A 20,379-nucleotide genomic window follows, 5' to 3' on the forward strand; every position below is an offset into this window, starting at 1 on the left:
CCCCCGGACCGAATGAAGGAATAACAACAATGGCACTTTCCCGCGAACAAATGGCTCAACGCGTCGCCCGCGAAATGCAGGACGGCTTTTACGTGAACCTCGGCATCGGCATTCCGACCCTGGTCGCCAACTACATCCCCGAAGGCATGGAAGTGATGCTGCAGTCGGAAAACGGCCTGCTCGGCATGGGTCCCTTCCCGACTGAAGACACCATCGATGCCGACATGATCAACGCCGGCAAACAGACCGTGACCGCCCGTACCGGCGCCTCGATCTTTTCCTCGGCCGAGTCCTTCGCGATGATTCGCGGTGGTCATGTCGACCTGACCGTGCTGGGTGCCTTTGAGGTAGACGTGCAAGGCAACATTGCCTCGTGGATGATCCCCGGCAAGCTGGTCAAAGGCATGGGCGGCGCCATGGACCTGGTGGCCGGCGCAGACAACATCATCGTCATCATGACCCACGCGTCCAAGGACGGTGAGTCCAAACTCCTGTCCAAATGCAGCCTGCCGCTGACCGGCGCCGGCTGCATCAAGCGTGTACTGACCGACCTGGCTTATCTTGAAATCGAAAACGGCGCATTCATTCTCAAGGAACGTGCACCGGGCGTCAGCGTCGAGGAAATCATCGCCAAGACTGCCGGTGAACTGATCGTGCCTGATCACGTACCGGAAATGCAGTTCGCCGCCCAGTGAGGAATCTTTCCATGCAAAAAGTCGTCATTGTCGCCGCCAGGCGCTGGTGACCTTGCTGCATGAAATGATCAAGCGTAACGCCAGGAAAGGCCTCGCCACCCCGTGCATCGGTGGTGGCCAGGGCGTGGCACTGGCGAGCGAGCGTAAAGCGTTCAACAGACTGCGCGGGGGCCCACGAAGAACCGCTGCAGTCTGGCAACATCCCGGTGCGACTCACGTCGCACCGGGTCATACCCATTACCGAAACTGTAAACCCGTACGCTTGTATACAATGCACCCCCATATATAGAGCAATCCTTCCTCCGCAATGCTAACGTTGCCTCTCCCTCAGATCGGAGATGTGTGCGTGTTGATCCTCAAACTGCTGGTGATTCCGGGATTTCTGCTGCTGATTTCACTGGCTGGCAAACGTTGGGGGCCTAGCGTCGCCGGCTGGCTGTCGGGGTTGCCGGTGGTGGTCGGGCCGATTCTGTTTTTCCTCGCCATCGAGCAAGGCCAGGTGTTCGCCGCTCAATCGGCGACCGCAGCGTTGTCCGCGATGTTCGCCATGATTGCCTTCTGCGTGACCTATGCCCAAGTCGCTCAACGGACGGGATGGCCGTGGGCGCTGGTCATTTCGCTGTTGGTCTGGGCCACTGCGGCCGTGGTGCTGTCATTGATCCCGCCGTCGTTGACGTTCTCGGTAATCGCCGCCGCGATCGCATTGCTGGCCGCGCCCTGGTTGTTCCCCAAGGTGCAGCCCGTCGTTGCAGGCCCGGCACCGAAGTCCGACAAATTGCTGCTGCGCATGATGGCCGGTGCCCTGCTGACCCTGGCCGTCACGCTGTTGGCCAGCACCGTCGGCGAACGCTGGAGCGGCCTGCTCGCGGTGTTCCCGGTCCTGGGCAGCGTCATGGCGGTGTTCTCCCAGCAAACCCGCGGACCGGCATTCACTGCGGCCTTGCTCCGGGCCACCGCGACCGGGATGTATTCGTTTGCCGCGTTCTGCCTGGTCCTGGCCCTGACCTTACCCAGCATGGGCCTGAGCGGGTTCGGCCTCGGCGTCGCGGTGTCCGTGGCCATGCTCGGGGTCACCAGACGCCTGCTGGCAAAACCGGTGAAACCAGTGCCCGAGGTCGGGGGACCGGCAATCAGGCGCTAAGCTGTTCTACCTGCTGGCGGCCAAGAGGGTCGCTTGCCCGACGAGCTGAAGGAACAGACAGGACTGCTGTTGAACCAGTTGTCGTAATCCATTCCCGGCCATGCACGGCACAGTGTGAGCGCACCGGACTCTGTGGGATGATCGCCCGCCAAAGCGCGACCATCCCTGGAGATTTGAATGTCATTGTTGAGTAAAAAAGCCGTTGTCCTGATGCTGATGGCGGTCGCCAGTCTCGGCGCGTTGAACGCACAGGCCGCCAAGGCGACGGCCAGCGACAAGGCGCCGGCACAGAAGGTTTCGCTGCTGGGCGGCAAGTTCACGTTCACGTTGCCCAAGGGCTTTATTGCCACCCCATTGCCCGCCGGCGACGCGGCGACCGGTACCGCCGGGGCGACCGGCACCATGTACACCAACCAAGCCACCAAAACCGTAGTGATCGCCGCTGAAAACACCATTCCCGGCGGCGTCACCGTCAAGGACAACGACGGCCAGTTCCTCGACTCCGCGGTGTCGAACTTTGCCACCGAACAAGCCGCCGCGCTGCCGGACTTCACCAAGCTCAGCGAAAAAAGCCTGACCCAGAAGGCACGGGCCTGGGGCTGCGCCAGATAGACAGCACCGCCACCCAGGGCGGCGGCAAAACCCTCGACACCACGCTGATGGCCGCGTCCAACAAGCGCATGGCGATCGTTCAGGTGATTTCCCGGCTCAGCGACAATGCCGGGCACGAGTCGCTGGTGAAACAGATCGTCACCGGCAAGTAATCATCAGGGATTCAGACGCTGCAGCCAGGCGCTCAAATCCTGCATCTCGGTAGCGCTGATGCTGTGACCGATACCAGGGTAGGCATGGAATTCAGGCTTGAGTGACAGGCTCTGCAACAGGTTGTCAGCGTCAGTGCCATCGTTGTATGGAAGACGTTTGTCCGCCGTGCCATGCCCGATGAAAATCGCCAGCGACCGGCGTTTTTCATCCGGTTTGAGCTCGGCCTTGAGCACCGGCAGAATCCGCCCGCTCAACGCCGCGATTCCCCCCACTGCCTCGGGCTGACGCAACGCCACCTCGTAGGACATGATCGCACCCTGGCTGAACCCCACCAGAAACACCTTGTTCGGTCGGGTGTGATATTTCTTTGCCGCCTGTGCGACAAAATCCAGCAGCACCTGAGCGCTGGACTTCAGGTCATCGGTTTCGCCGTTATAGGCACCGGTGCCTTTTTCGCGAAACCATTTGTAACTACCCTCCTCCATCACCCTCGGTGCCCGCACCGACAGGTAGTTGTATTGCGCGGGCAACTCATCCTTGATGTCAAACAGGTCCTGCTCGTTACTGCCGTAACCGTGGAGGAAAATCACCAGGGGTTGATCACGGGATTCGGCGTGGGTCTGCGCCAGGTACTTGAGCGGCAGATCGGTTTGCAGCGGGGTTTGAGCGTGGACGGCGGTGGACGCCAGCAGCGTCAGCAGCGCGAAAAACTTCAACATAAACCTTCCTTCACATGTGCAGGATTCGGGTGAAGCCTAACATTGTGAAACGGGATGTCGATGATGGCCTGGGTATCGGCATCGCTGCTCGCGAAGGCGCCAGACCCGTCACCCCCGACCCTCAAGGCTTACGCAATAAATAGGTATCCATAATCCACCCATTGGCCAGCCGCGCCGCCTTGCGCACCCGCTCGATCTCATCCGCCACCTCCTCGAGCTTGCCGCTGATGAGCATTTCATCCGGCGTCCCCAGGTAGGCCCCCCAGTAAATCTGCGTCTCCTGATCCGCTACCTGATGGTAGGAATCTTCAGCATCGAGCATCACCACCAGGCTGTCGGCATCGCTCACCTGCCCCGCCGCCAGGCGCCGGCCGGTGGTGATTTCAATCGAGCGGCCGATGCGATTCAACGGCACTTTGTGCCGAGCCGCCAGCGCCTGGACGCTGGTGATGCCGGGGATCACTTCGAACTCGAACACACAGCGCCCCGAGGCCAGAATCGCCTGCAGGATCCGAAGGGTGCTGTCGTACAACGACGGGTCGCCCCACACCAGAAAACCGGCGCACTGGTCGTCGGTCATTTCCTCATTGATCAAGCGTTCGAAGGTCATTTGCTTGGCCAGGTTCAGCGCTTCCACGCTGGTCTTGTAGTCCACATCACCCCGCTCGCGCTCCGGACTGTGGGCTTCGACGAAGCGATACTCGCGATCCGTGATGTAGCGTTCGCAGATCTCCCGGCGCAGGTCGATCAATTTGTCTTTGCTCTGGCCCTTGTCCATGAGGAAAAACACGTCGACCAGATTCAGCGCTTTCACCGCTTGCATCGTGATGTAGTCGGGGTTGCCGGCACCGATGCCGATGACCAGAAGTTTTTTCATCAATGTGTTTCCTCAAGGTCAGTGCCCATCAAACGCAAGCGCCAGCAACCATTGAACCGTAACTCGATGGCTGACAGCGGCTCGACATCGATCAGATTAAACGCCGCGGCTTGCAATGTTTGGGTCAGCGCGGCGCGAATGACAAACGGATGGGTAATGGCAACGATGTGCCCCGGCGTCGCCTCCAGCGTCGTTAGCCAGGCCGCTACCCGTTCACCCAGTTGCACCAGCGACTCGCCGCCATGGGGCGCCGAACTCGGGTCATCGAGCCAGGCCTGGAGCATTTCGGGCTCGGATCGGTGCAACTCGTCGATCCGCACGCCTTTCCAGCGCCCGAAATCGCAATCGCGCAGCGCCGGGACCACCTCCACATCGCTGCCGAACAACCCGGCGGTTTGCCGGGCCCGCAGTTCGGGGCCGCAGAGAAGCCGCGGCGTTCCCTTGAACCGGGCGCGACGGGAACCCATCGCCGATTGCCCGGCCATCTCCAATGGCTCATCTGTAGGAAAACGCGCAAGTTTCTGTGCGACGGTTCGAGCGTGGCACATCAGCGTCAAACGGGTCGACTGCACAAAGGATCACTCTGTTTAAAGGAAGAAAACGGCTTCACACCGTCAATAACCGGGTAATTGTGCCGCAAGTCGCGCAATCGGGGGCGTCTCGTTTCAGCCGATTGTACAGATCCGCAGACTTGCGCCGACTTGAAAATCGGCTATCTCCGATACCTTTATAGGCGATGGCCTACAAGATCAGTCGAGATCGCCGTAGCCCCCGTCATACGGGCATTTCGCCCCATTTCCGGGCCTGGAAACACCGTGAAAAATTAACTAGACAGGGAGCAGGCGATAAATAAATACTGCTTTCTCGGATCAGCAATTGAAACCGACCACCCATCCAGCAGGAGCCCGGATGCCCTCTCGCAACGACAACAATGACCGTCTCGGATCCCCCTGCACCCAGTGGCAAGCTCGACGGTTATTTCAACAAAAAACCGTGCTGCCCCACACAACTAACGGCTGATAAAAACAAGAGTGACGTCTGACAGTCATGCAGACGATCGCCTCTTCAATGCGTGGAAACCGACAGTGATAGTCAGGTCTGGTGCCGCCCACCGGACCCATTGATACAGGAGTGCATCCATGCTGGTCTTACGTCCAGTCGAGCTGACCGATCTGCCCCAGTTGCAGCGACTTGCTCGCGAAAGCCTGGTAGGCGTCACGTCCTTGCCGGACGACATCGGACACTTGCGCCGGAGGATTCTCGACTCTGGTGACTCATTCGAAAAAGACGTTCAGGGCAATGGCCCGGAGAATTACTTCTTCGTGCTGGAGGACTTGACGACCCGACGTTTGACGGGCTGTTCGGAAATCCTCGCCACCGCAGGCTTCAGCGAACCGTTCTACAGCCTGCGCAACCGGCACTTCACCAGCGCCTCGCGGGAGCTGAACATCGAGCACGGCGTGCCAGCACTGTCGTTGTGTCACGACCTCAGTGGCCACACCTTGTTGCGAGGTTTTCATATCGATGCGGCCTGGGTGCGCACATCGGCTGCCGAGTTGCTGTCACGGGCACGGCTGATGTTCATTGCCGCTCATTCGCGGCGCTTTGCCGAAACGGTGATTACCGAGATCGTCGGCTTTAGCGACGTTGAAGGCGGGTCGCCATTCTGGGATGCGCTGGGCAAGCATTTCTTCGACTTGCCCTACGCCGAGGCCGAGCGACTCTGCGGCCTCAAGAGCCGGACTTTCCTCGCCGAACTGATGCCGCAATACCCGATCTATGTGCCGATGCTGCCCCAGGCCGCGCAGGATTGCATCGGCCGCATCCACCCCGATGGCCAGGAAGCCTTCGATATCCTCGAGCGCGAAGGATTCGAGACCAACAGCTACGTCGACCTGTTCGACGGCGGCCCGACGCTGTATGCGCGGACCTCGAACATTCGCTCGATTGCGCAGAGCCAGACCGGTACGACGCAATCGGGCTTGTCCATCGATGCCCGTGGCAGCTATCTGGTGAGTAACGATTCACTCAAGGACTATCGCGCAATCGTCGCCGACCTGGACTATCGCCCGGGACAACCGGTGGCCTTGAATGCACGGATGTGCGCGGCGCTGAAGGTGACGCAAGGCAGCCCGATTCGGCTGATCGCCCTGTGAGCAGCCCCCGTCCCCGACGACAGCATTCGAACTGGCATGAAGAAGGAACTGCATCATGATCGTCCGTCCGGTCAGCGTCACCGACCTGCCCGCCTTGCTCGCGCTCGCACGGCAGGCCGGCCCCGGGTTCACCTCCCTGCCGACCAGTGAGGAACGCATGGCCCACCGGGTGCGCTGGGCCCAACGGACCTTCGCCGAGCAGGTCGAGCGCGCCGATGCCAATTACCTGTTCGTGCTCGAAGACGACGATCAACAAGTGGTCGGGGTCAGCGCCCTGACGGGCGCCGTTGGCCTGCGTGAGCCCTGGTACAACTACCGGGTCGGGCTCACGGTCAGTTCATCGCCGGATCTGGGTATCCAGCGGCAGATCCCGACCTTGTTCCTGAACAATGAAATGACCGGGCAATCGGAAATCTGCTCACCGTTTCTGCGACCCGACCAACGCCAGGACAGCAATGGTCGATTGCTGTCATTGGGGCGCCTGTTGTTCGTCGCCGAGTTTGCGCACCTGTTCGGCGACAAACTTATCGCCGAACTGCGTGGCAGCGCCGACGAACAAGGTAGTTCGCCGTTCTGGGACAGTCTGGGCCGGCACTTCTTCAAGATGGATTTCAGCCATGCCGATCACTTGTCCGGGCTGGGCAACAAATCATTCATCGCCGAATTGATGCCACGCCAGCCGCTCTACACCTGCATGCTGACTGAACAGGCCCGGGCGGTGATCGGCAAAGCCCATCCAGACACCGAACCGGCGTTGAAAATCCTCACCGCCGAAGGCTTTGCCCATAAGGGCTATATCGACATTTTCGACGCCGGCCCGGTCATCGAAGCACCGATTTCGAAAATCCGCACCGTGCGCGACAGCCAGCCACTGGTGCTGGCCATCGGCACGCCGGACGACGAAGCACCGGTATGGCTGATCCACAACCGCCGCCTGGAAAACTGCCGCATCACCAGCGCTCGAGCACGGCGGGTGGGCGACAGCCTGATCGTCGACCGCCTTACCGCCAAACGCCTGCAACTGCAACCCGGCAACTCGGTGCGCGCCGTGCCGCTGCTCAATCAACAACCCCAGGCGGTGGCGGCGTGATCAGGCATGCGGGATTGCTTGCAAATTCGTCATCATTTCTCCCCCTCGCGCGTGATAGCCTTTTGTTTTTCGGCGTTGACACTTTTGCTCAAGCCCGTCCATTCCAATGGTGGAACTCATATGCCCAGGCTTTCTCATCAAGATTTGCGCCGTAACTTTCGCCAACTGTTCGCATCCAATGCCTGTTATCACACAGCGTCGGTCTTCGACCCGATGTCGGCACGCATTGCCGCCGACCTGGGTTTTGAAGTGGGGATCCTCGGTGGTTCGGTTGCGTCGTTGCAGGTGCTGGGCGCCCCCGACTTTGCCTTGATCACCCTCAGCGAGTTCGCCGAGCAGGCTAGCCGCATCGGCCGCGTGGCCCAGTTGCCGGTCATCGCCGACGCCGACCACGGCTACGGCAACGCACTCAACGTGATGCGCACCATCGTCGAACTCGAGCGCGCCGGTGTGGCCGCCCTGACCATCGAAGACACCCTGCTGCCGGCGCAATTCGGCCGCAGATCCACCGACCTGATCACGGTCGCCGAGGGTGTCGGCAAGATTCGCGCGGCGCTGGAAGCCCGGGTCGACACGGAGATGGCGATCATCGCCCGCACCAACGCAGGTATCCTGCCGATCCAGGAAATCATCAGCCGCACCCGGCATTACCAGCAGGCCGGCGCGGACGGGATTTGCATGGTAGGGGTACGGGATTTCGACCAACTGGAGCAGATCGCCGAGCACCTGAGCGTGCCGCTGATGCTGGTCACCTACGGCAACCCGCTGCTGCGCGACGACAAACGTTTGGCCGAACTGGGTGTGCGGGTCACCATCGACGGCCACGGGGCGTACTTTGCCGCGATCAAGGCCACTTACGACAGCCTGCGGGAACAACGGCAGATCTTTACCCAGGCCCCGGACCTGAGTGCGACCGAGCTGACGCATACCTATACGCAGCCTGAGGAATATATCCGTTGGGCGGAGGAGTTCATGAGCGTCAAGGAGTGAGGGGTCAGCCATTTATGGTGTGAACCGAACTGGCGCCTTCGCGAGCAAGCCCGCTCCCACATTAGATCTCTGTCAGGCACAAAACTCATGTACACAGGAGATCAAATGTGGGAGCGGGCTTGCTCGCGAAGGCGCCAGTCGCAACACCAGTAAACCGCGGCCTTTACCCCCGCCTTGCTTACTTCTTGGCCAACTCCATAATCATCCGCGACAACAGATAGATCCGCGGTGCCACGCTTTCCACTTCCGCGTATTCCTGCGGCGTATGAATATTGCCGCCGACAATCCCGAACCCATCCAGGGTCGGCGTCCCCACACCGGCCGAGAGGCTGGCATCCGCCGCCCCGCCACTGCCTTCCTCCGTCAACTTGCGCCCGATTTCGCCGTAGATCCCCTGGGCCATGGCCATCCACCGCCCCCCCAGTTTGCTGCGCGACAGCGCGGTGTCGAAGACGGGGCGGCCCCTCCTACAGGGGGCCAGTGCAGGCCTTCAGACCGCGTCGAGGAATGCGTGACGAGCCCTGCCATCGCCGCAGCAGATGACCCGGTTGCGACCCGTCGTTTTGGCTTCATACAGCGCCTGGTCGGCATCGTTGAGCCAGAAGGTCGAGTCGGGGTGGGTCGGGTTGAAGGCAGCCAGGCCGATACTCAGACTGACTTTCAGCGCCGGGTTCTGCTCATAGCCCAGCGTGGCGAAGCGATCGCGCAGGGCGTCCATGGCAGCGGCGGCGCTGGCGAGGGGCAGATCCGGGAGGATCACACAGAATTCATCGCCGCCGTAACGCCCGCAGAGGTCGGCTGCCCGCAGGTTTTGCTTGAGTATCTTGCTCAGCTGGCGCAACACGATATCCCCGGCGACATGGCCGTAGGTGTCGTTGATGGTTTTGAAATGGTCAATGTCGATCAGTGCAACCGCCCCGCCCTGATGCTGGCGTTGGCAACGCTGGAATTCGACGTCCAATCGATCCTTCCAGGCGCCGTGATTGAGCAGGCCGGTGAGGCTGTCGGTGCGGCTCAGGGCGAGCAATTCACGTTTGTGCCGGCCCAGGGTCGTGGCCTGACGGAAACAGATCCAGCCCAGCGCCAACGGATAGAGACTCAGCAGGGGCAGACAGGCATACAACTGCAACGGGGTGGTCTGCGGGATGAACAGCGGCGTGAAGATCAGCCAGCCTATGCCTATCCCCAACACCTGCGCGACGGTCCCCACCAGCAAGAAACGCAGGCCACCGATCGCCACATTGTTCATCGCCATCATCGACAGCGTCGCCGCGCTGGGCAGCGGGTTGAACTGCATGGCGGCGACCCAGAAACCGCCGAGAAAGGCATCCATGAGGATGTTGCGGTGCTCGGCGTGGAAAGGCACCTTCGCCCGACGTGCCCATTGGTAGGCCACATGCGGCCAGAGGACGCCGTTGAGCAGCATCAGCACCCAGACCCACGGTGCCGGATTGAGTGGATACACCGCCGCGCCCACGCACAACAGCCCAAGGGCCAGGCCCAGGATTCGCGATGTATAGAGCCTCCTGGCCAGTGAAAGTCCTTTTCCTTCCGTTTTTTCCATAGGGGCCTCTGTGCCTCTGAACGGAACCTGAACACACCGGGGTTGCAGGCGTGCTGGAAGTCTATCAGGGTAACGTTAAATAGCCATCACCGGCTGGCGGTCGAATACCGTCACTTGCCGGCATTGACCCATTGAAAAACCAGGTCTGCGCCTATCGAAGTTCGCCCCTGAGCGGAACGGACCTACACTGAAATAATTCAAAGAGAGAGAGGGAGCGCCGTTTGGAAATCCGGAGCTGCCACAGGTGGTACCAAGCAGGAGCGGTCATGTGATTGCCATGTTTGCGGAGTCCGGTTTCAGCTACCACCGGTTGCCCCCGCCGATCCCATCCTGTCCTGATCAGATAGAAGGAAGACGCTGATGCTTGTGTTGGTTGTCGCAATCGCGGTTTTCGTGGCCTGGAGCTGGTTGAGCTACCCAGCCATCGGGCATTGGCTGTATGACTTGAACATGGCGGCGGAGGCCAAACTGTATCGCCTGCACAAGCTCGTCGTGCCGATCACGGAAATGACCGTCTCGACCTGGCAAGGCGGACCGTACGAGGCGTCAAGCAGCGTGCTGATGCTCCACGGTTTCAGTGCCGACAAGAACATCTGGCTGCGCTTTGCCCGGCACTTTGTCGGCAACTATCGGGTGATCATCCCCGACATTGCCGGTCATGGGGAAACCGGCTTCAAGGCGGGCGGCGGTTACGACATTGCGGTGCAGGCCAAGCGGATGATCCAGTTGCTCGATGTCTGCGGCGTCGAAAAGGTCCATGTGATCGGCAGCTCCATGGGTGGCTACATGGCGGCGTGGCTGGCAGCCACTTATCCGGATCGCATTGTCTCGGTCGCGCTGATCGACCCGGCCGGTGTCACCGCCCCCGAGGTCAGTGACCTGGAGCGGCATCTGACCAAGGGGCACAATCCGTTCCTGATTCATTCGAAAGAAGAATTCCAGCGTTTCTACGCCATGACCATGGCCCAGCCGCCGTGGGTTCCCGGTGTGGTGCTGGACGCCATTGCCCAGCGCTACGAACACACCTGCGATGAACTGGAAGAAATCTTCAGGGATTATCGCGCCAGTGCGCCAATGGAACCGCGGCTCCCCGACATCAGGTGCCCGGCGCTGTTGCTGTGGGGTCGCAAGGACCGCTTGATCGATGTCAGCAGTGTGGCCATCTGGAGTAAAGGCATCGACGATCTGCGGGTGGAGATCCTGGAAGGCATCGGCCATCTGCCGATGGTCGAAGACCCTTCGAACACGGCGCGGGTCTATCGGGAGTTTTTGGCATCCCAGCGCTCGGAAAGCCCCCAGGATCAAAGGCTGCACTGAGCAAACAGTCCTTGGAAGAATGAAGTCCGGAAGATTCTTCGTTTGTCGGCGGCGCTGAAGGCTGCGATCTTTTCCCTCATCCTTCACGTCACCGCGCCAGGAATCCTTTTTCATGAGCCACCCGAACTTCGTCAGCCCTGACCTGATCCGCCAACGCTTCTCCAAAGCGATGTCCGACATGTACCGCGAAGAAGTGCCGTTGTATGGCGCGCTGATGGAATTGGTGGAACAGACCAACCGCCATGTGCTGGACAGTGATCCGCAGATCGCGCGCCAGTTGAACGGCACTGGCGAAATTGAACGGCTGGACCTGGAGCGCCATGGTGCGATCCGCGTCGGCACCGCCGGTGAACTCGCCACGCTCGCCCGGCTGTTCGCGGTCATGGGCATGCAGCCGGTGGGTTATTACGACCTGACCCCGGCCGGCGTACCGGTACATTCCACTGCATTCCGTGCCGTGCATGAAGCGGCCTTGCAGGTCAGCCCGTTTCGCGTGTTCACCTCGCTGCTGCGCCTGGAACTGATCGAAGACCTGGAACTGCGAGCCTTCGCCCAGTCGGTACTGGACAAACGTTCGATTTTCACTCCGGCAGCGCTGATACTCATCGAACGCGCCGAACGCCAGGGCGGCCTGACCGAGCAGCAAGCCCAAGACTTCGTCGAACAGGCCCTGGAAACTTTCCGCTGGCACCACAGCGCCACCGTCACCGCCGATCAGTACCAGAAACTCAGCGCCCAGCATCGCCTGATCGCCGACGTGGTGGCGTTCAAAGGCCCGCACATCAATCACCTGACACCGCGCACCCTGGACATCGACAGGGTCCAGGCGCAAATGCCCGCCCGCGGTATCACGCCCAAAGCGGTCATCGAAGGTCCGCCCCGCCGTCAGTGCCCGATCCTGTTGCGCCAAACCAGTTTCAAGGCCCTGGACGAACCTGTCGCCTTCACCGATCAAGCCGACACTTGCGGCAGCCACAGTGCCCGCTTCGGTGAAATCGAACAGCGCGGTGCCGCGCTCACTCCCAAGGGCCGTGCGCTTTACGACCGCCTGCTCAATGCCGCCCGGGATGAACTCAAGGACTTTCCAAACGAAGCCAACGCGGCCCGCTACAACGAACTGATGGCGCAGCACTTCGGCGAATTTCCTGACACCTATGAGGGCATGCGCCAACAGGACCTGGCGTACTTTCGCTATTTCGTCACGGAAAAAGCCGTGGGGGCGAACGAGCTGAAATCCTTTTCTCTGGAAGATCTGCTCAGCGGCGGTTATTTGCGGGTTGAACCGCTGGTATATGAAGATTTCCTGCCGGTCAGTGCGGCGGGGATTTTTCAATCGAACCTGGGAGATGCGGCGCAAACCCACTACGGGGTGCATTCGAACCGGCAGGCGTTCGAGAAGGCGCTGGGGCGACCGACCATCGATGAGTTGGGGTTGTATGCCGAGACGCAACGGCGTTCGATCGAGGCGTGTTTCGCCGCGTTGTAGGAACCAGCGGTATGCATATGATCCTGTAGGAGCGAGGCTTGCCCGCGAAGGCGGCCTCAAGCCTTGCACCGTCCATGAAGACGCCTTCGCCGGCAAGTCGGAGCGCCGCACCGCTGACTCCTACAGGGCTGCGATCTTTTGATCTTATTTCAGCCTCGCCAAAAGAGCCTCGGCAGTAGCCTCGGAAGACGCCGGATTCTGCCCGGTCAGCAGCGGACCATCCGTCACTACATAACTCGCCCAGTCATCGGCCTTGGAGTAAATACCACCCTTCTCCTTGAGCATATCCTCCACCAGAAACGGCACGACATCCGTCAGTTGCACCGCTTCCTCCTCGGTATTGGTAAAGCCCGTCACGCGCTTGCCCTTGACCAGCGGCCGACCATCCGCATCCTTGACGTGACGCAACACACCCGGCGCGTGGCAGACCGCCGCGACCGGTTTACCGGCCTGCTGCAGCGCCTCGATCAGCGCGATCGAATTCTGGTCTTCGGTCAAATCCCACAGGGGGCCATGGCCTCCCGGATAGAACACCGCGTCATAATCTTCGGCTCTCACACTGCTCAACAACGCAGTAGACGCCAAGGCGGACTGGGCGGCGGAGTCCTTGCGAAAGCGCTCGGTGGCCGCGGTTTGCGCATCCGGCTCGTCGCTTTTCGGGTCCAGGGGGGGCTGGCCGCCCTTGGGCGAGACTAGGGTCAACTGAGCGCCGGCATCCTTGAACACGTAATACGGTGCGGCGAACTCTTCCAGCCAGAAGCCGGTTTTCTTGCCGGTGTCACCCAATTGATCGTGGGACGTTAGAACCATCAGGATTTTCATGTCGTTCTCACTCCATTTCAGGATTTTCCCATGCTGAACCGCAAGGGGGACCTGTTGTGATGGACCCTTCACGGTACCCGTTTGTTTCACTTGTCGCTCGCGAGAACTGAGTGATGGCGCATGGCCCGGATGCGAGCCAGGTTGCGCAATTGCCAAGCTATAAAAGAACGTGTTTGCTGCTGCGCACCAAGGTCTTCAGTTGAGTGCAACAAATTGCACAATGCCGTGCAACTTCTAGCGCACTTGCGGAAAACCTTCTGAATAACATTCTGAATGCGGGTGATCTGGCCGCTATATTTTGGTGCGTTATCCAAATGAATGAGATGCCCATAGCGTGGCAAGAAATACATTCATCTATAGCAGCAGAAGAATAGATCGCTCAATAAAAATGGGCGACTATGACGGTCGCCCATTTTTCATGATGGAACTTCTAACATGTTGCTACATAAGGTGTTCGCCCAGTGTAGGGGCCTCGGCAATCCATGCACTGGTAAAGAGCCCTGACACTGGGCGAACGGGAGGTATTTTAATGGAACTTCACGAATATGTCCGTATATGTGAACATGAAATTTTTGAAACATCCTGTTTAAATGTCAACCTAAATATCATTACATACGCCGCTCAAACTCACCAGTTCGATCATTAACCGATCTTATACAGAAAAGTTGTACAACATACTCGGCCAACATACTGACACGTCACTGTCTGTATGTTGGCAATAAGCCATCCTTCAGAATCCTCCGAACTTCATTTCCAGGTCCGTGCCGACGAACACAGACCTTGCTCAGGGAGTATTCGCCGTTTCCTGCGCGATGGATTCGCCGCTGTCGGCGCCTTTACCGCTGTCCTTGCGCCGGGTCGGATCGGTGGGGCGCAGCAGGTCGGCATAATGGGCCTCAGCGGTTAATAGGTGTCGCTGCGCACCGTTCAGCCGCCCGGGGGTTGCAAGGCCTTCCCCGCAGAGTTAGATTGGATATGTGCAAATACCTGTCGCGCCAATATCTTTCAGGAGGTCGTCATGACCACTACGGTCGAATCGATAGAGATCCGGCAGAAACCCCGACCTGCCGGGGTTGCCGACTCTCAATCCGAAGACAGCGAAAGGGTCGTCATTACCCTCAGGGCACCAACACACGAGTCGGTGCAGGCATACATCCTTTCCCTCGAAATGCTAACCGCAGCCTTTCGTTGTCAGCTGCAACCTGTCCCGGAGGAAACTATCTCGACAATAGTCTCCCTGTGCGTGCCGAAAAAGCCGGTCACCTCCACACTTCTGCGCGAAGCAAAGATGCTGGTCCAGGCGAAGACCGAGATCCTCCACAGCAATGACTGGATTACCGCGCACGAAATCGCCGAGCTTGCCCAGTTCAAGTCGAGCAACCCCAGTTCTCAGCCGAACAAATGGAAGCTCAGTGGCAAGATTTTCGCCCTGCGTCATGAAGGGGTCGATTACTTCCCGATCTACGGGTTGGACCCCGCGCACGGCTTCCGACCTTTCGCCAGGCTTGGGAGTGTGATTTCGACACTGGCATCCATGAAAGACGGTTGGGGAATGGCCTTCTGGTTTGCAACGCCCAACAGCTATTTGGGCGGCAAGCGTCCAAAAGACCTGCTCCAGACCGACCCACAAGGCGTGCAAGAAGCGGCTGAGGACGAGGTAGCCGGGGTCATCCATGGTTGAAAGGCTGCCAAAGCACCCACCTGCTCCCGGCGAACACATTCAGGTGCGCCTGACCACCATCAAGGCCGGCCGGGTGCTGCATCGCTTTCACATTAATGAATTCCAGGCGACGGATTTCAATGGCACCGACAAAGGAAATGCGAGATTCAGCCCGATCCGGAACGCTCTGGGCGAGATCATCCCCACGCTGTATGGGGGCAGTACATTCGACTGCGCGGCTATGGAGACCGTATTCCGCGATGTGACCTATGAACCCCCGCCGAAGTATTACCAAAAAGCAAAGCTCGCCGGGTTCATGTATTCAAACGTCCTGGTCGTTGAAGAGCTATCTGTGGTGGATCTGTCCTCCAAAGCCTTGCGGTCACTGAACATAACCCGCAACGAGCTGATCGACACCGAAAAGAACATGTACCCGACAACGCGCCTATGGGCCGAGGCAATTCACGCATCAGTGCCTGACGCGCAGGGCCTACGTTGGATTTCGCGGCAGGACGATACGGCAGAAGCCGTTGTGCTATTCGGCGACAGGATCGGACCAACCGCCCTCGTCCAGCATGGCCGCAGCTTGGATGTGGTCAATGACGAGGACGCCTACAACTGGCTACTGGACCTGGCCGAGGTCATTGGTGTGCGAATAGTGCCCTGACAAATGTTGGCCAACGAGTTCTGAAGACGGTATCTACATGAGCTCAATACCCGGTCATTTCCAGATACCCCTGCCCGCCGTGGCTGCCACTCAACTGCACCGGCCCCTCCCAGTAGGGAATGCGCAAATCCATCCAGGCATTGGGGTTGAGGGCATTGAGGGTGATGTCGAGTTGCTTGCCGGGAATCTTGATCGACCAGCGGATGGGCATGGAACGGCCGGCGACTTTCGCCGTTTCCTGCGGTGTGAGGAGGATGTCGGTGGCGTGCAATGACTGCGCCTGCCCCCGGGCGTCGATCCAGGTGCCGGTTAGGTACGGCGCGCCGTCCTTGTGCCGCATGCGGTACAGCATGACCTGTTCGCCGCTGTCCAGGTGCAGGGAAAACCAGTCCCAGCCCGTTTGATTCGCGGTCAGCGGTTGGCTGCTCCACTCGCGATCGAGCCAGGCCGGACCGCTGACCTGATACACCTGGCCATCGATGTCGAGCGTGCCACTGGCCTGGAAAAACGGTTGGCTGTAATAGTAAGACGCCTGGCCCTGTTCGGATTTCTGGCTGAAACCCTGGTCGCCCTGCAACACCAACGGACGTGAAGACGTCAGCCGCAGCTGGTAGCTGAACGCCTTGTCCCGGGCGCTGAGTTGCAGCTCGGCCAAAGGATTGTCAGCGCTGGCCTGACTGCTGAAATGCCAATCGTCAATCCACGCGCTGAAAGGCGTCAGGTTCACCCCGGCCTGACCGACGCCACCCCGGGCATAACGTTCGGCGGCGTGGTGCACCGTTGCCGACGTCACCGCCGCATGCCCCAGCCAGATGATCGGGTTAGCCCAGCCAGTTTGCTCGGGCACCGCTTTCAAGGCACTGCGAAACAACGTCCATTGCGCGCCAAATTCGTTGCCCTGTGGGTCCTTGAGGTTGGCGGTGACGTACCACCATTCAATGCGAAAACCGTCGTGGGGACCGTGATCCGCCGGAAAATTGAAGGCTCTGCCAGGCACCACCGGCGTGAACGCGGCGGCTTGATTGCCCAATCCCGCAAAGCCCTTCTCGACAGGCGCCGGGTTATCGCAACCGCCGAGCAACGCCAGCAACAACACACCGACCTTAATCCTCATGGGCAAAGGTCCTCAGCAGATCCGCCGGTTGCGTGCGATACAGCGAGTACAGCGGCCACGCCGACGCCAGCAAGGTCGCGAGCAGCGCCAGCCCCAGCAACTGCAACAGCTGCAGCGGGAACACCTGCAGCGGCAGACGCCAGCCGAAGGCCTGGACGTTGATCACGGCATTCAGGCACCAGGCCAGCGCGATACCCAACGGCAACGCCAGCACCAACGTCAGCACTGCCAGCAACCAGGTTTGCCCGAGGTTAAGCAGCATCAATTGCCGGCGCGTCACCCCCAGCGCCCACAAGGGCGCCAGTTGCCCCAGGCGACTCTGGCTCTGGGTCAACAGGCTGATGAACAACGCCACACCCGCTACGCAGAGGGTCAGGCTGTTGAGCGCGGCGGTCGCGGCGAAGGTGCGCTCGAAAACCTGCGTGGACCAGCCCTTGAGCCGCGCCTGATCGACGATGCGGCTGTCGTCCAGGTTGAAGCGCGTTTGCAGCGCCGTCAGGAACGCCGGGATCGACGGTGGATCGATGCGCAGGTTGAAGCGGTTGGGGGTCAGTTGCGGCCAGCCGCGCAGCAGGTGATTGGCGTTGACCAGGATATGGCCCTTGGGATTGCCATAGTCGGCGTAGATCCCGACGATCTGTGGCGACCAGGGGCCGCCCGGTGTCGGTATCGTCAGGTGATCGCCAAGGCGCACCTTCAAGCGCCGGGCCAGTTGCTCGCTGAGCATCAGCGCATCGTCGCTGGCCAGCCGATCCCACGGCTTGTCGCCCAAGGCTTCCAGCAGCGGCCAGTGCTGGCGGTAGGTCGGGTGATCGATCACGCCGAAGATATCCGCCGGCCACCCCTGCAACTGGACGGACACCTGCCAGTTGGGCAGCACCGCCGTCAGTTGCGGCTGTTGTGTGAGCCAGCTGTGCAGCTCCCTGGCCTGGGCCGGGTTTTGTGGATTGAGGTAGAGCTCGGCGGTCAACCGTTGTTCGAGCCAGTTGCTGAAGGTCTGGCGGAAACCTTCGGTCATGCTGCCGGCACCGATGTTGGCCGCCAGGGCCAACAGCAGCGCCATCAACGCCAGGCTCAGGGCCGGCAGTTGCTGTCGGCAATCGGCGAGAAACCATTGGCCGAGCACCGATCGACTGCGCTGTAGCACCAGGTTCAGCACGCTATTGAGCACCACCGGCAGCGCCAGCGCGGCGCCGAGCAACAGCGCGGCCATCAGCACGAAACCACTGGCCAGGCTGTCGCCCCGCAGCAACGCCAGCAGCGCAATCACCGCGGCAATCGCGGCCACCCAACCCTGACGGCGCAGCCAGCGCGCATGGGCCTGATGCCAGGCCTGCGGATCGGCCAGGGCCAGCAACGGCAGACGCGCCGCCCGCCACAGACTGTTGACGCCTGCCAGCAAAGCGCCGAGCAGGCTCAGGCCGACACCGCTGAGCCACCACCACGGACTGAGGCTCAACTGTCCCGCCACTTCGGCGCCATACAACCCGCGCAGACTGGCGGCGACATCCGGCAACAGCACACTGGCCAGCAAGTAGCCACTGGTCACTCCAGCGAGGCCGCCAATCAACGCCAGTGCACCCAGCTCAACGGCCAGACACGCGATCAACATCCGTGCACTGACACCGCAGGCGCGCAAGGTGCGCAACAACCCTCGGCGTTGCTCCAACGCCAGGCCGATGGCGGCGTGAGCGATGAACAGCCCGACCACGAACGACAGAAACCCCAGGGCATCGAGGTTCAGGTGAAAGCTCTCGGTCAGGCGCGCGAGATTGTTCTCTTCGCCGCTGCTCTTGAGTTGCAGCTGGCCTTTGAATTGATCGGGCAGCGTCGCGCTGAAGTCCTTGGGCAACAGCAGGCGCGACAGCTGATCCGGCAGACCAAGGACCTGCTGGGCGAAGCCGATGTCCACCAGCAACACACCGGGGGCCATATCGGCTTCAACATGCAGCGGCGGCAATGCCACGCCGTTCAGGCTCGACGGCTGCTCTCCCTCTTGCAAGCCCAGGGCCTGCAAGGTCTGCGGCGAAATCCAGGTCCTGCCCGGCGGCCTGAAAAATTCGACGATTTGCTCGATCGCCAGTGCCTGCCCGGCCACTGCGGAACCGGCCGGCAGCGACACCGGCTCGATGCCCATCAGCTGCAAGCGCTGGTCTTCATGCCCCTTGAGTGTCAGCCGGCCCTGCAGCACCGGCGACACCGGCCAGCCTGCAAGGCGCAGATCGACAAACACTTGTTGAGAGAAGGTCGCGCCACTGGGGGTACTGAGGCTGGCCTGGGGTTCACCGCCGATCAACTGGCTGGCCCGGGCATAACTGTCCCGCGCCTGGCTGTTCAGTGCCTGCACACCGGACAGCAGGCTGGTGGCGAGCCAGAGCCCGGTCAACACGCTGAAAAATTGCACCGGGTGCTGCCGCCAATGGCTGAGCAGTGCCCGCAAGGTTTCGCCAAAGACCCGCACTTCAGCGCCCGTCCGCGCCAGCCAGACGGCCACCCTGCAACACCACTTTTTCCGCCAGTCGCGCCGCGACCCGTGGGCTGTGGGTGACCATCAACAAGGTCGTCGGACTGTCGTCGAGCAGTTCCAGCAACAACTTCAACACCTGGTCGCTGGTGGCTTCATCGAGGCTGCCGGTCGGTTCGTCGGCCAGCAGCAGTTTCGGTTGCGAGGCCAGCGCCCGGCCCAGCGCAACCCGCTGCTGTTGCCCGCCGGACAACTGCTCCGGATAACGTCGCAGCACATCGGCCAACCCCAGACGCTGCACTAGATGCGCCTGCCAACGCGGATCATGCCGCCCCGCCAGCCGCGCCTGGAACGCCAGATTGTCCTCCACGCGCAAGCTGCCGATCAGGTTGTACTGCTGGAACACCAGGCCGATTTCGGTCCGCCGCCAGCTCGCCAGTTGCCCTTCGCTCATCTGTTCCAGCCGATGCTCGCCGCTGCGGATGCTACCGCGATCGACCTTGTCCAGCCCGGCAATCAAGTGCAGCAAGGTGCTCTTGCCGCTGCCCGACTCGCCCATCAGCGCCAGGCTGCTGCCGGGCTTCAAGGTCAGGTCGACGCCTTGCAGCACCGGTAATGGACCCTGGGGAGTGGCGTAGCTTTTGAAGACGCCTTGGACCGACAGCATGGGGGCAGGCTCGTTGAGGTCAGTGAGGCTAGGATAGCGGACGGCGGCGACACCGCGTTATCGTTCTTCGCCGGCGAGCCTGCTCGCGAAGGCGTCGGTGGTAGCTACACATAGTTCAGTTCAGAAACGCTGTTGATACCGGTCATAGAGCGCCTCGCGGTTGGAATGCGGGTACTCCTCGAAGT

The 20,379-nt window shown here is 60.7% G+C and carries 17 protein-coding genes and 3 pseudogenes; 11 read left to right on the forward strand and 9 right to left on the reverse strand.

Going from position 1 to position 20,379, the window contains the following annotated elements; all coding sequences use genetic code 11:
• Positions 1 to 29 precede the first annotated feature (29 nt).
• From F8N80_RS16755 to F8N80_RS16770, 4 genes and pseudogenes are all read left to right on the forward strand, one after another.
• Entirely contained in the window at positions 30 to 695 is a 666-nt protein-coding gene (locus tag F8N80_RS16755) for a CoA transferase subunit B (protein ID WP_150746083.1), read from the forward strand.
• A 37-nt stretch (positions 696 to 732) separates the two neighbouring features.
• Positions 733 to 840: pseudogene (locus tag F8N80_RS16760) on the forward strand (hypothetical protein); the annotation flags it as partial.
• 201 nt (positions 841 to 1,041) lie between these two features.
• The gene (locus F8N80_RS16765) at positions 1,042 to 1,836 is read left to right on the forward strand and encodes a hypothetical protein (protein ID WP_150746082.1); all 795 of its coding nucleotides are present in this window, start codon (positions 1,042 to 1,044) and stop codon (positions 1,834 to 1,836) included.
• Positions 1,837 to 2,013: 177 nt separating this feature from the next.
• Positions 2,014 to 2,600 (forward strand): annotated as a pseudogene (locus F8N80_RS16770) (hypothetical protein).
• Positions 2,601 to 2,603: 3 nt separating this feature from the next.
• Here the strand turns inward: F8N80_RS16770 and F8N80_RS16775 are convergent.
• The 3 genes from F8N80_RS16775 to F8N80_RS16785 form a co-directional block, all read right to left on the reverse strand.
• Positions 2,604 to 3,320 (reverse strand): alpha/beta hydrolase, encoded by a 717-nt coding sequence (locus F8N80_RS16775; protein WP_150746080.1) that lies wholly within the window; start codon positions 3,318 to 3,320, stop codon positions 2,604 to 2,606.
• 121 nt (positions 3,321 to 3,441) lie between these two features.
• Positions 3,442 to 4,197: a precorrin-6A synthase (deacetylating) gene (gene cobF / locus F8N80_RS16780; RefSeq protein ID WP_150746079.1), complete on the reverse strand. Its 756-nt coding sequence runs from the start codon at positions 4,195 to 4,197 to the stop codon at positions 3,442 to 3,444.
• Positions 4,197 to 4,769 carry a histidine phosphatase family protein gene (locus F8N80_RS16785; RefSeq protein WP_150746078.1) on the reverse strand — a complete coding sequence of 191 codons (573 nt, stop codon included), beginning with the start codon at positions 4,767 to 4,769 and terminating at the stop codon, positions 4,197 to 4,199. The genes cobF and F8N80_RS16785 overlap by 1 nt, the downstream gene beginning before the upstream one ends.
• Before the next feature lie 567 nt (positions 4,770 to 5,336).
• Between F8N80_RS16785 and F8N80_RS16790 the strand changes: the two genes are divergently transcribed.
• The 3 genes from F8N80_RS16790 (at position 5,337) to F8N80_RS16800 (ending at position 8,433) form a co-directional block, all read left to right on the forward strand.
• A complete protein-coding gene (locus F8N80_RS16790) occupies positions 5,337 to 6,353 on the forward strand; it encodes an arginine N-succinyltransferase (protein WP_150746077.1) in 1,017 nt (338 codons plus the stop codon).
• Positions 6,354 to 6,408: 55 nt separating this feature from the next.
• Positions 6,409 to 7,443 (forward strand): arginine N-succinyltransferase, encoded by a 1,035-nt coding sequence (gene astA / locus F8N80_RS16795; RefSeq protein WP_150746076.1) that lies wholly within the window; start codon positions 6,409 to 6,411, stop codon positions 7,441 to 7,443.
• Between the two features lie 120 nt (positions 7,444 to 7,563).
• Positions 7,564 to 8,433, forward strand: a complete 870-nt coding sequence (locus tag F8N80_RS16800) for an isocitrate lyase/PEP mutase family protein (protein WP_150746075.1) — start codon at positions 7,564 to 7,566, stop codon at positions 8,431 to 8,433.
• Positions 8,434 to 8,611: 178 nt separating this feature from the next.
• On the opposite strand, the pseudogene F8N80_RS16810 reads toward F8N80_RS16800, so the two are convergent.
• Both F8N80_RS16810 and F8N80_RS16815 read right to left on the reverse strand, forming a co-directional pair.
• Positions 8,612 to 8,848, reverse strand: a pseudogene (locus tag F8N80_RS16810) (M20/M25/M40 family metallo-hydrolase); the annotation flags it as partial.
• 75 nt (positions 8,849 to 8,923) lie between these two features.
• Complete coding sequence (locus F8N80_RS16815) at positions 8,924 to 9,997, reverse strand: diguanylate cyclase (protein ID WP_150746074.1); 1,074 nt, start codon at positions 9,995 to 9,997, stop codon at positions 8,924 to 8,926.
• 360 nt (positions 9,998 to 10,357) lie between these two features.
• On the opposite strand from F8N80_RS16815, the gene F8N80_RS16820 reads away from it, so the two are divergent.
• Together F8N80_RS16820 and hglS are read left to right on the forward strand one after the other, a co-directional pair.
• Positions 10,358 to 11,314 carry an alpha/beta fold hydrolase gene (locus F8N80_RS16820; protein ID WP_150746073.1) on the forward strand — a complete coding sequence of 319 codons (957 nt, stop codon included), beginning with the start codon at positions 10,358 to 10,360 and terminating at the stop codon, positions 11,312 to 11,314.
• A gap of 112 nt (positions 11,315 to 11,426) precedes the next feature.
• Positions 11,427 to 12,800, forward strand: coding sequence for a 2-oxoadipate dioxygenase/decarboxylase HglS (gene hglS, locus F8N80_RS16825; protein ID WP_150746072.1), 1,374 nt, complete (start codon positions 11,427 to 11,429; stop codon positions 12,798 to 12,800).
• Between the two features lie 144 nt (positions 12,801 to 12,944).
• On the opposite strand, the gene F8N80_RS16830 is transcribed toward hglS, so the two are convergent.
• Positions 12,945 to 13,622 (reverse strand): type 1 glutamine amidotransferase domain-containing protein, encoded by a 678-nt coding sequence (locus F8N80_RS16830; protein WP_150746071.1) that lies wholly within the window; start codon positions 13,620 to 13,622, stop codon positions 12,945 to 12,947.
• A gap of 1,018 nt (positions 13,623 to 14,640) precedes the next feature.
• On the opposite strand from F8N80_RS16830, the gene F8N80_RS16835 reads away from it, so the two are divergent.
• Together F8N80_RS16835 and F8N80_RS16840 are read left to right on the forward strand one after the other, a co-directional pair.
• Complete coding sequence (locus tag F8N80_RS16835) at positions 14,641 to 15,303, forward strand: antitoxin Xre/MbcA/ParS toxin-binding domain-containing protein (protein ID WP_150746070.1); 663 nt, start codon at positions 14,641 to 14,643, stop codon at positions 15,301 to 15,303.
• Positions 15,296 to 15,949: an RES family NAD+ phosphorylase gene (locus F8N80_RS16840; protein WP_150746069.1), complete on the forward strand. Its 654-nt coding sequence runs from the start codon at positions 15,296 to 15,298 to the stop codon at positions 15,947 to 15,949. The genes F8N80_RS16835 and F8N80_RS16840 overlap by 8 nt, the downstream gene beginning before the upstream one ends.
• A 43-nt stretch (positions 15,950 to 15,992) precedes the next feature.
• Here F8N80_RS16840 and F8N80_RS16845 read toward each other — a convergent pair whose 3' ends face one another.
• From F8N80_RS16845 to F8N80_RS16855, 3 genes are read right to left on the reverse strand one after another with little or no spacing between them, the layout of a single operon-like run.
• Positions 15,993 to 17,063, reverse strand: a complete 1,071-nt coding sequence (locus tag F8N80_RS16845) for a lipocalin-like domain-containing protein (protein WP_150746068.1) — start codon at positions 17,061 to 17,063, stop codon at positions 15,993 to 15,995.
• Positions 17,053 to 19,524: an FtsX-like permease family protein gene (locus F8N80_RS16850; protein WP_150746101.1), complete on the reverse strand. Its 2,472-nt coding sequence runs from the start codon at positions 19,522 to 19,524 to the stop codon at positions 17,053 to 17,055. Before F8N80_RS16850 ends, F8N80_RS16845 begins: the two co-directional genes overlap by 11 nt.
• 1 nt (position 19,525) lies before the next feature.
• Entirely contained in the window at positions 19,526 to 20,194 is a 669-nt protein-coding gene (locus F8N80_RS16855; RefSeq protein ID WP_150746067.1) for an ABC transporter ATP-binding protein, read from the reverse strand.
• Positions 20,195 to 20,379: the final 185 nt, after the last annotated feature.

It is taken from the genome of Pseudomonas fluorescens, from assembly GCF_902497995.1.
GTDB lineage: Bacteria > Pseudomonadota > Gammaproteobacteria > Pseudomonadales > Pseudomonadaceae > Aquipseudomonas > Aquipseudomonas fluorescens_BK.

What these genes read in the sequence shown, in the direction of transcription:
- cobF (WP_150746079.1), bottom strand. Translation starts at nt 4,197, where the DNA reads ATGAAAAAACTTCTGGTCATCGGCATCGGTGCCGGCAACCCCGACTAC.
- F8N80_RS16820 (WP_150746073.1), top strand. Translation starts at nt 10,358, where the DNA reads ATGCTTGTGTTGGTTGTCGCAATCGCGGTTTTCGTGGCCTGGAGCTGG.
- F8N80_RS16855 (WP_150746067.1), bottom strand. Translation starts at nt 20,194, where the DNA reads ATGCTGTCGGTCCAAGGCGTCTTCAAAAGCTACGCCACTCCCCAGGGT.
- astA (WP_150746076.1), top strand. Translation starts at nt 6,409, where the DNA reads ATGATCGTCCGTCCGGTCAGCGTCACCGACCTGCCCGCCTTGCTCGCG.
- F8N80_RS16830 (WP_150746071.1), bottom strand. Translation starts at nt 13,622, where the DNA reads ATGAAAATCCTGATGGTTCTAACGTCCCACGATCAATTGGGTGACACC.
- F8N80_RS16790 (WP_150746077.1), top strand. Translation starts at nt 5,337, where the DNA reads ATGCTGGTCTTACGTCCAGTCGAGCTGACCGATCTGCCCCAGTTGCAG.
- F8N80_RS16815 (WP_150746074.1), bottom strand. Translation starts at nt 9,997, where the DNA reads ATGGAAAAAACGGAAGGAAAAGGACTTTCACTGGCCAGGAGGCTCTAT.
- hglS (WP_150746072.1), top strand. Translation starts at nt 11,427, where the DNA reads ATGAGCCACCCGAACTTCGTCAGCCCTGACCTGATCCGCCAACGCTTC.
- F8N80_RS16775 (WP_150746080.1), bottom strand. Translation starts at nt 3,320, where the DNA reads ATGTTGAAGTTTTTCGCGCTGCTGACGCTGCTGGCGTCCACCGCCGTC.
- F8N80_RS16835 (WP_150746070.1), top strand. Translation starts at nt 14,641, where the DNA reads ATGACCACTACGGTCGAATCGATAGAGATCCGGCAGAAACCCCGACCT.
- F8N80_RS16840 (WP_150746069.1), top strand. Translation starts at nt 15,296, where the DNA reads ATGGTTGAAAGGCTGCCAAAGCACCCACCTGCTCCCGGCGAACACATT.
- F8N80_RS16800 (WP_150746075.1), top strand. Translation starts at nt 7,564, where the DNA reads ATGCCCAGGCTTTCTCATCAAGATTTGCGCCGTAACTTTCGCCAACTG.
- F8N80_RS16755 (WP_150746083.1), top strand. Translation starts at nt 30, where the DNA reads ATGGCACTTTCCCGCGAACAAATGGCTCAACGCGTCGCCCGCGAAATG.
- F8N80_RS16845 (WP_150746068.1), bottom strand. Translation starts at nt 17,063, where the DNA reads ATGAGGATTAAGGTCGGTGTGTTGTTGCTGGCGTTGCTCGGCGGTTGC.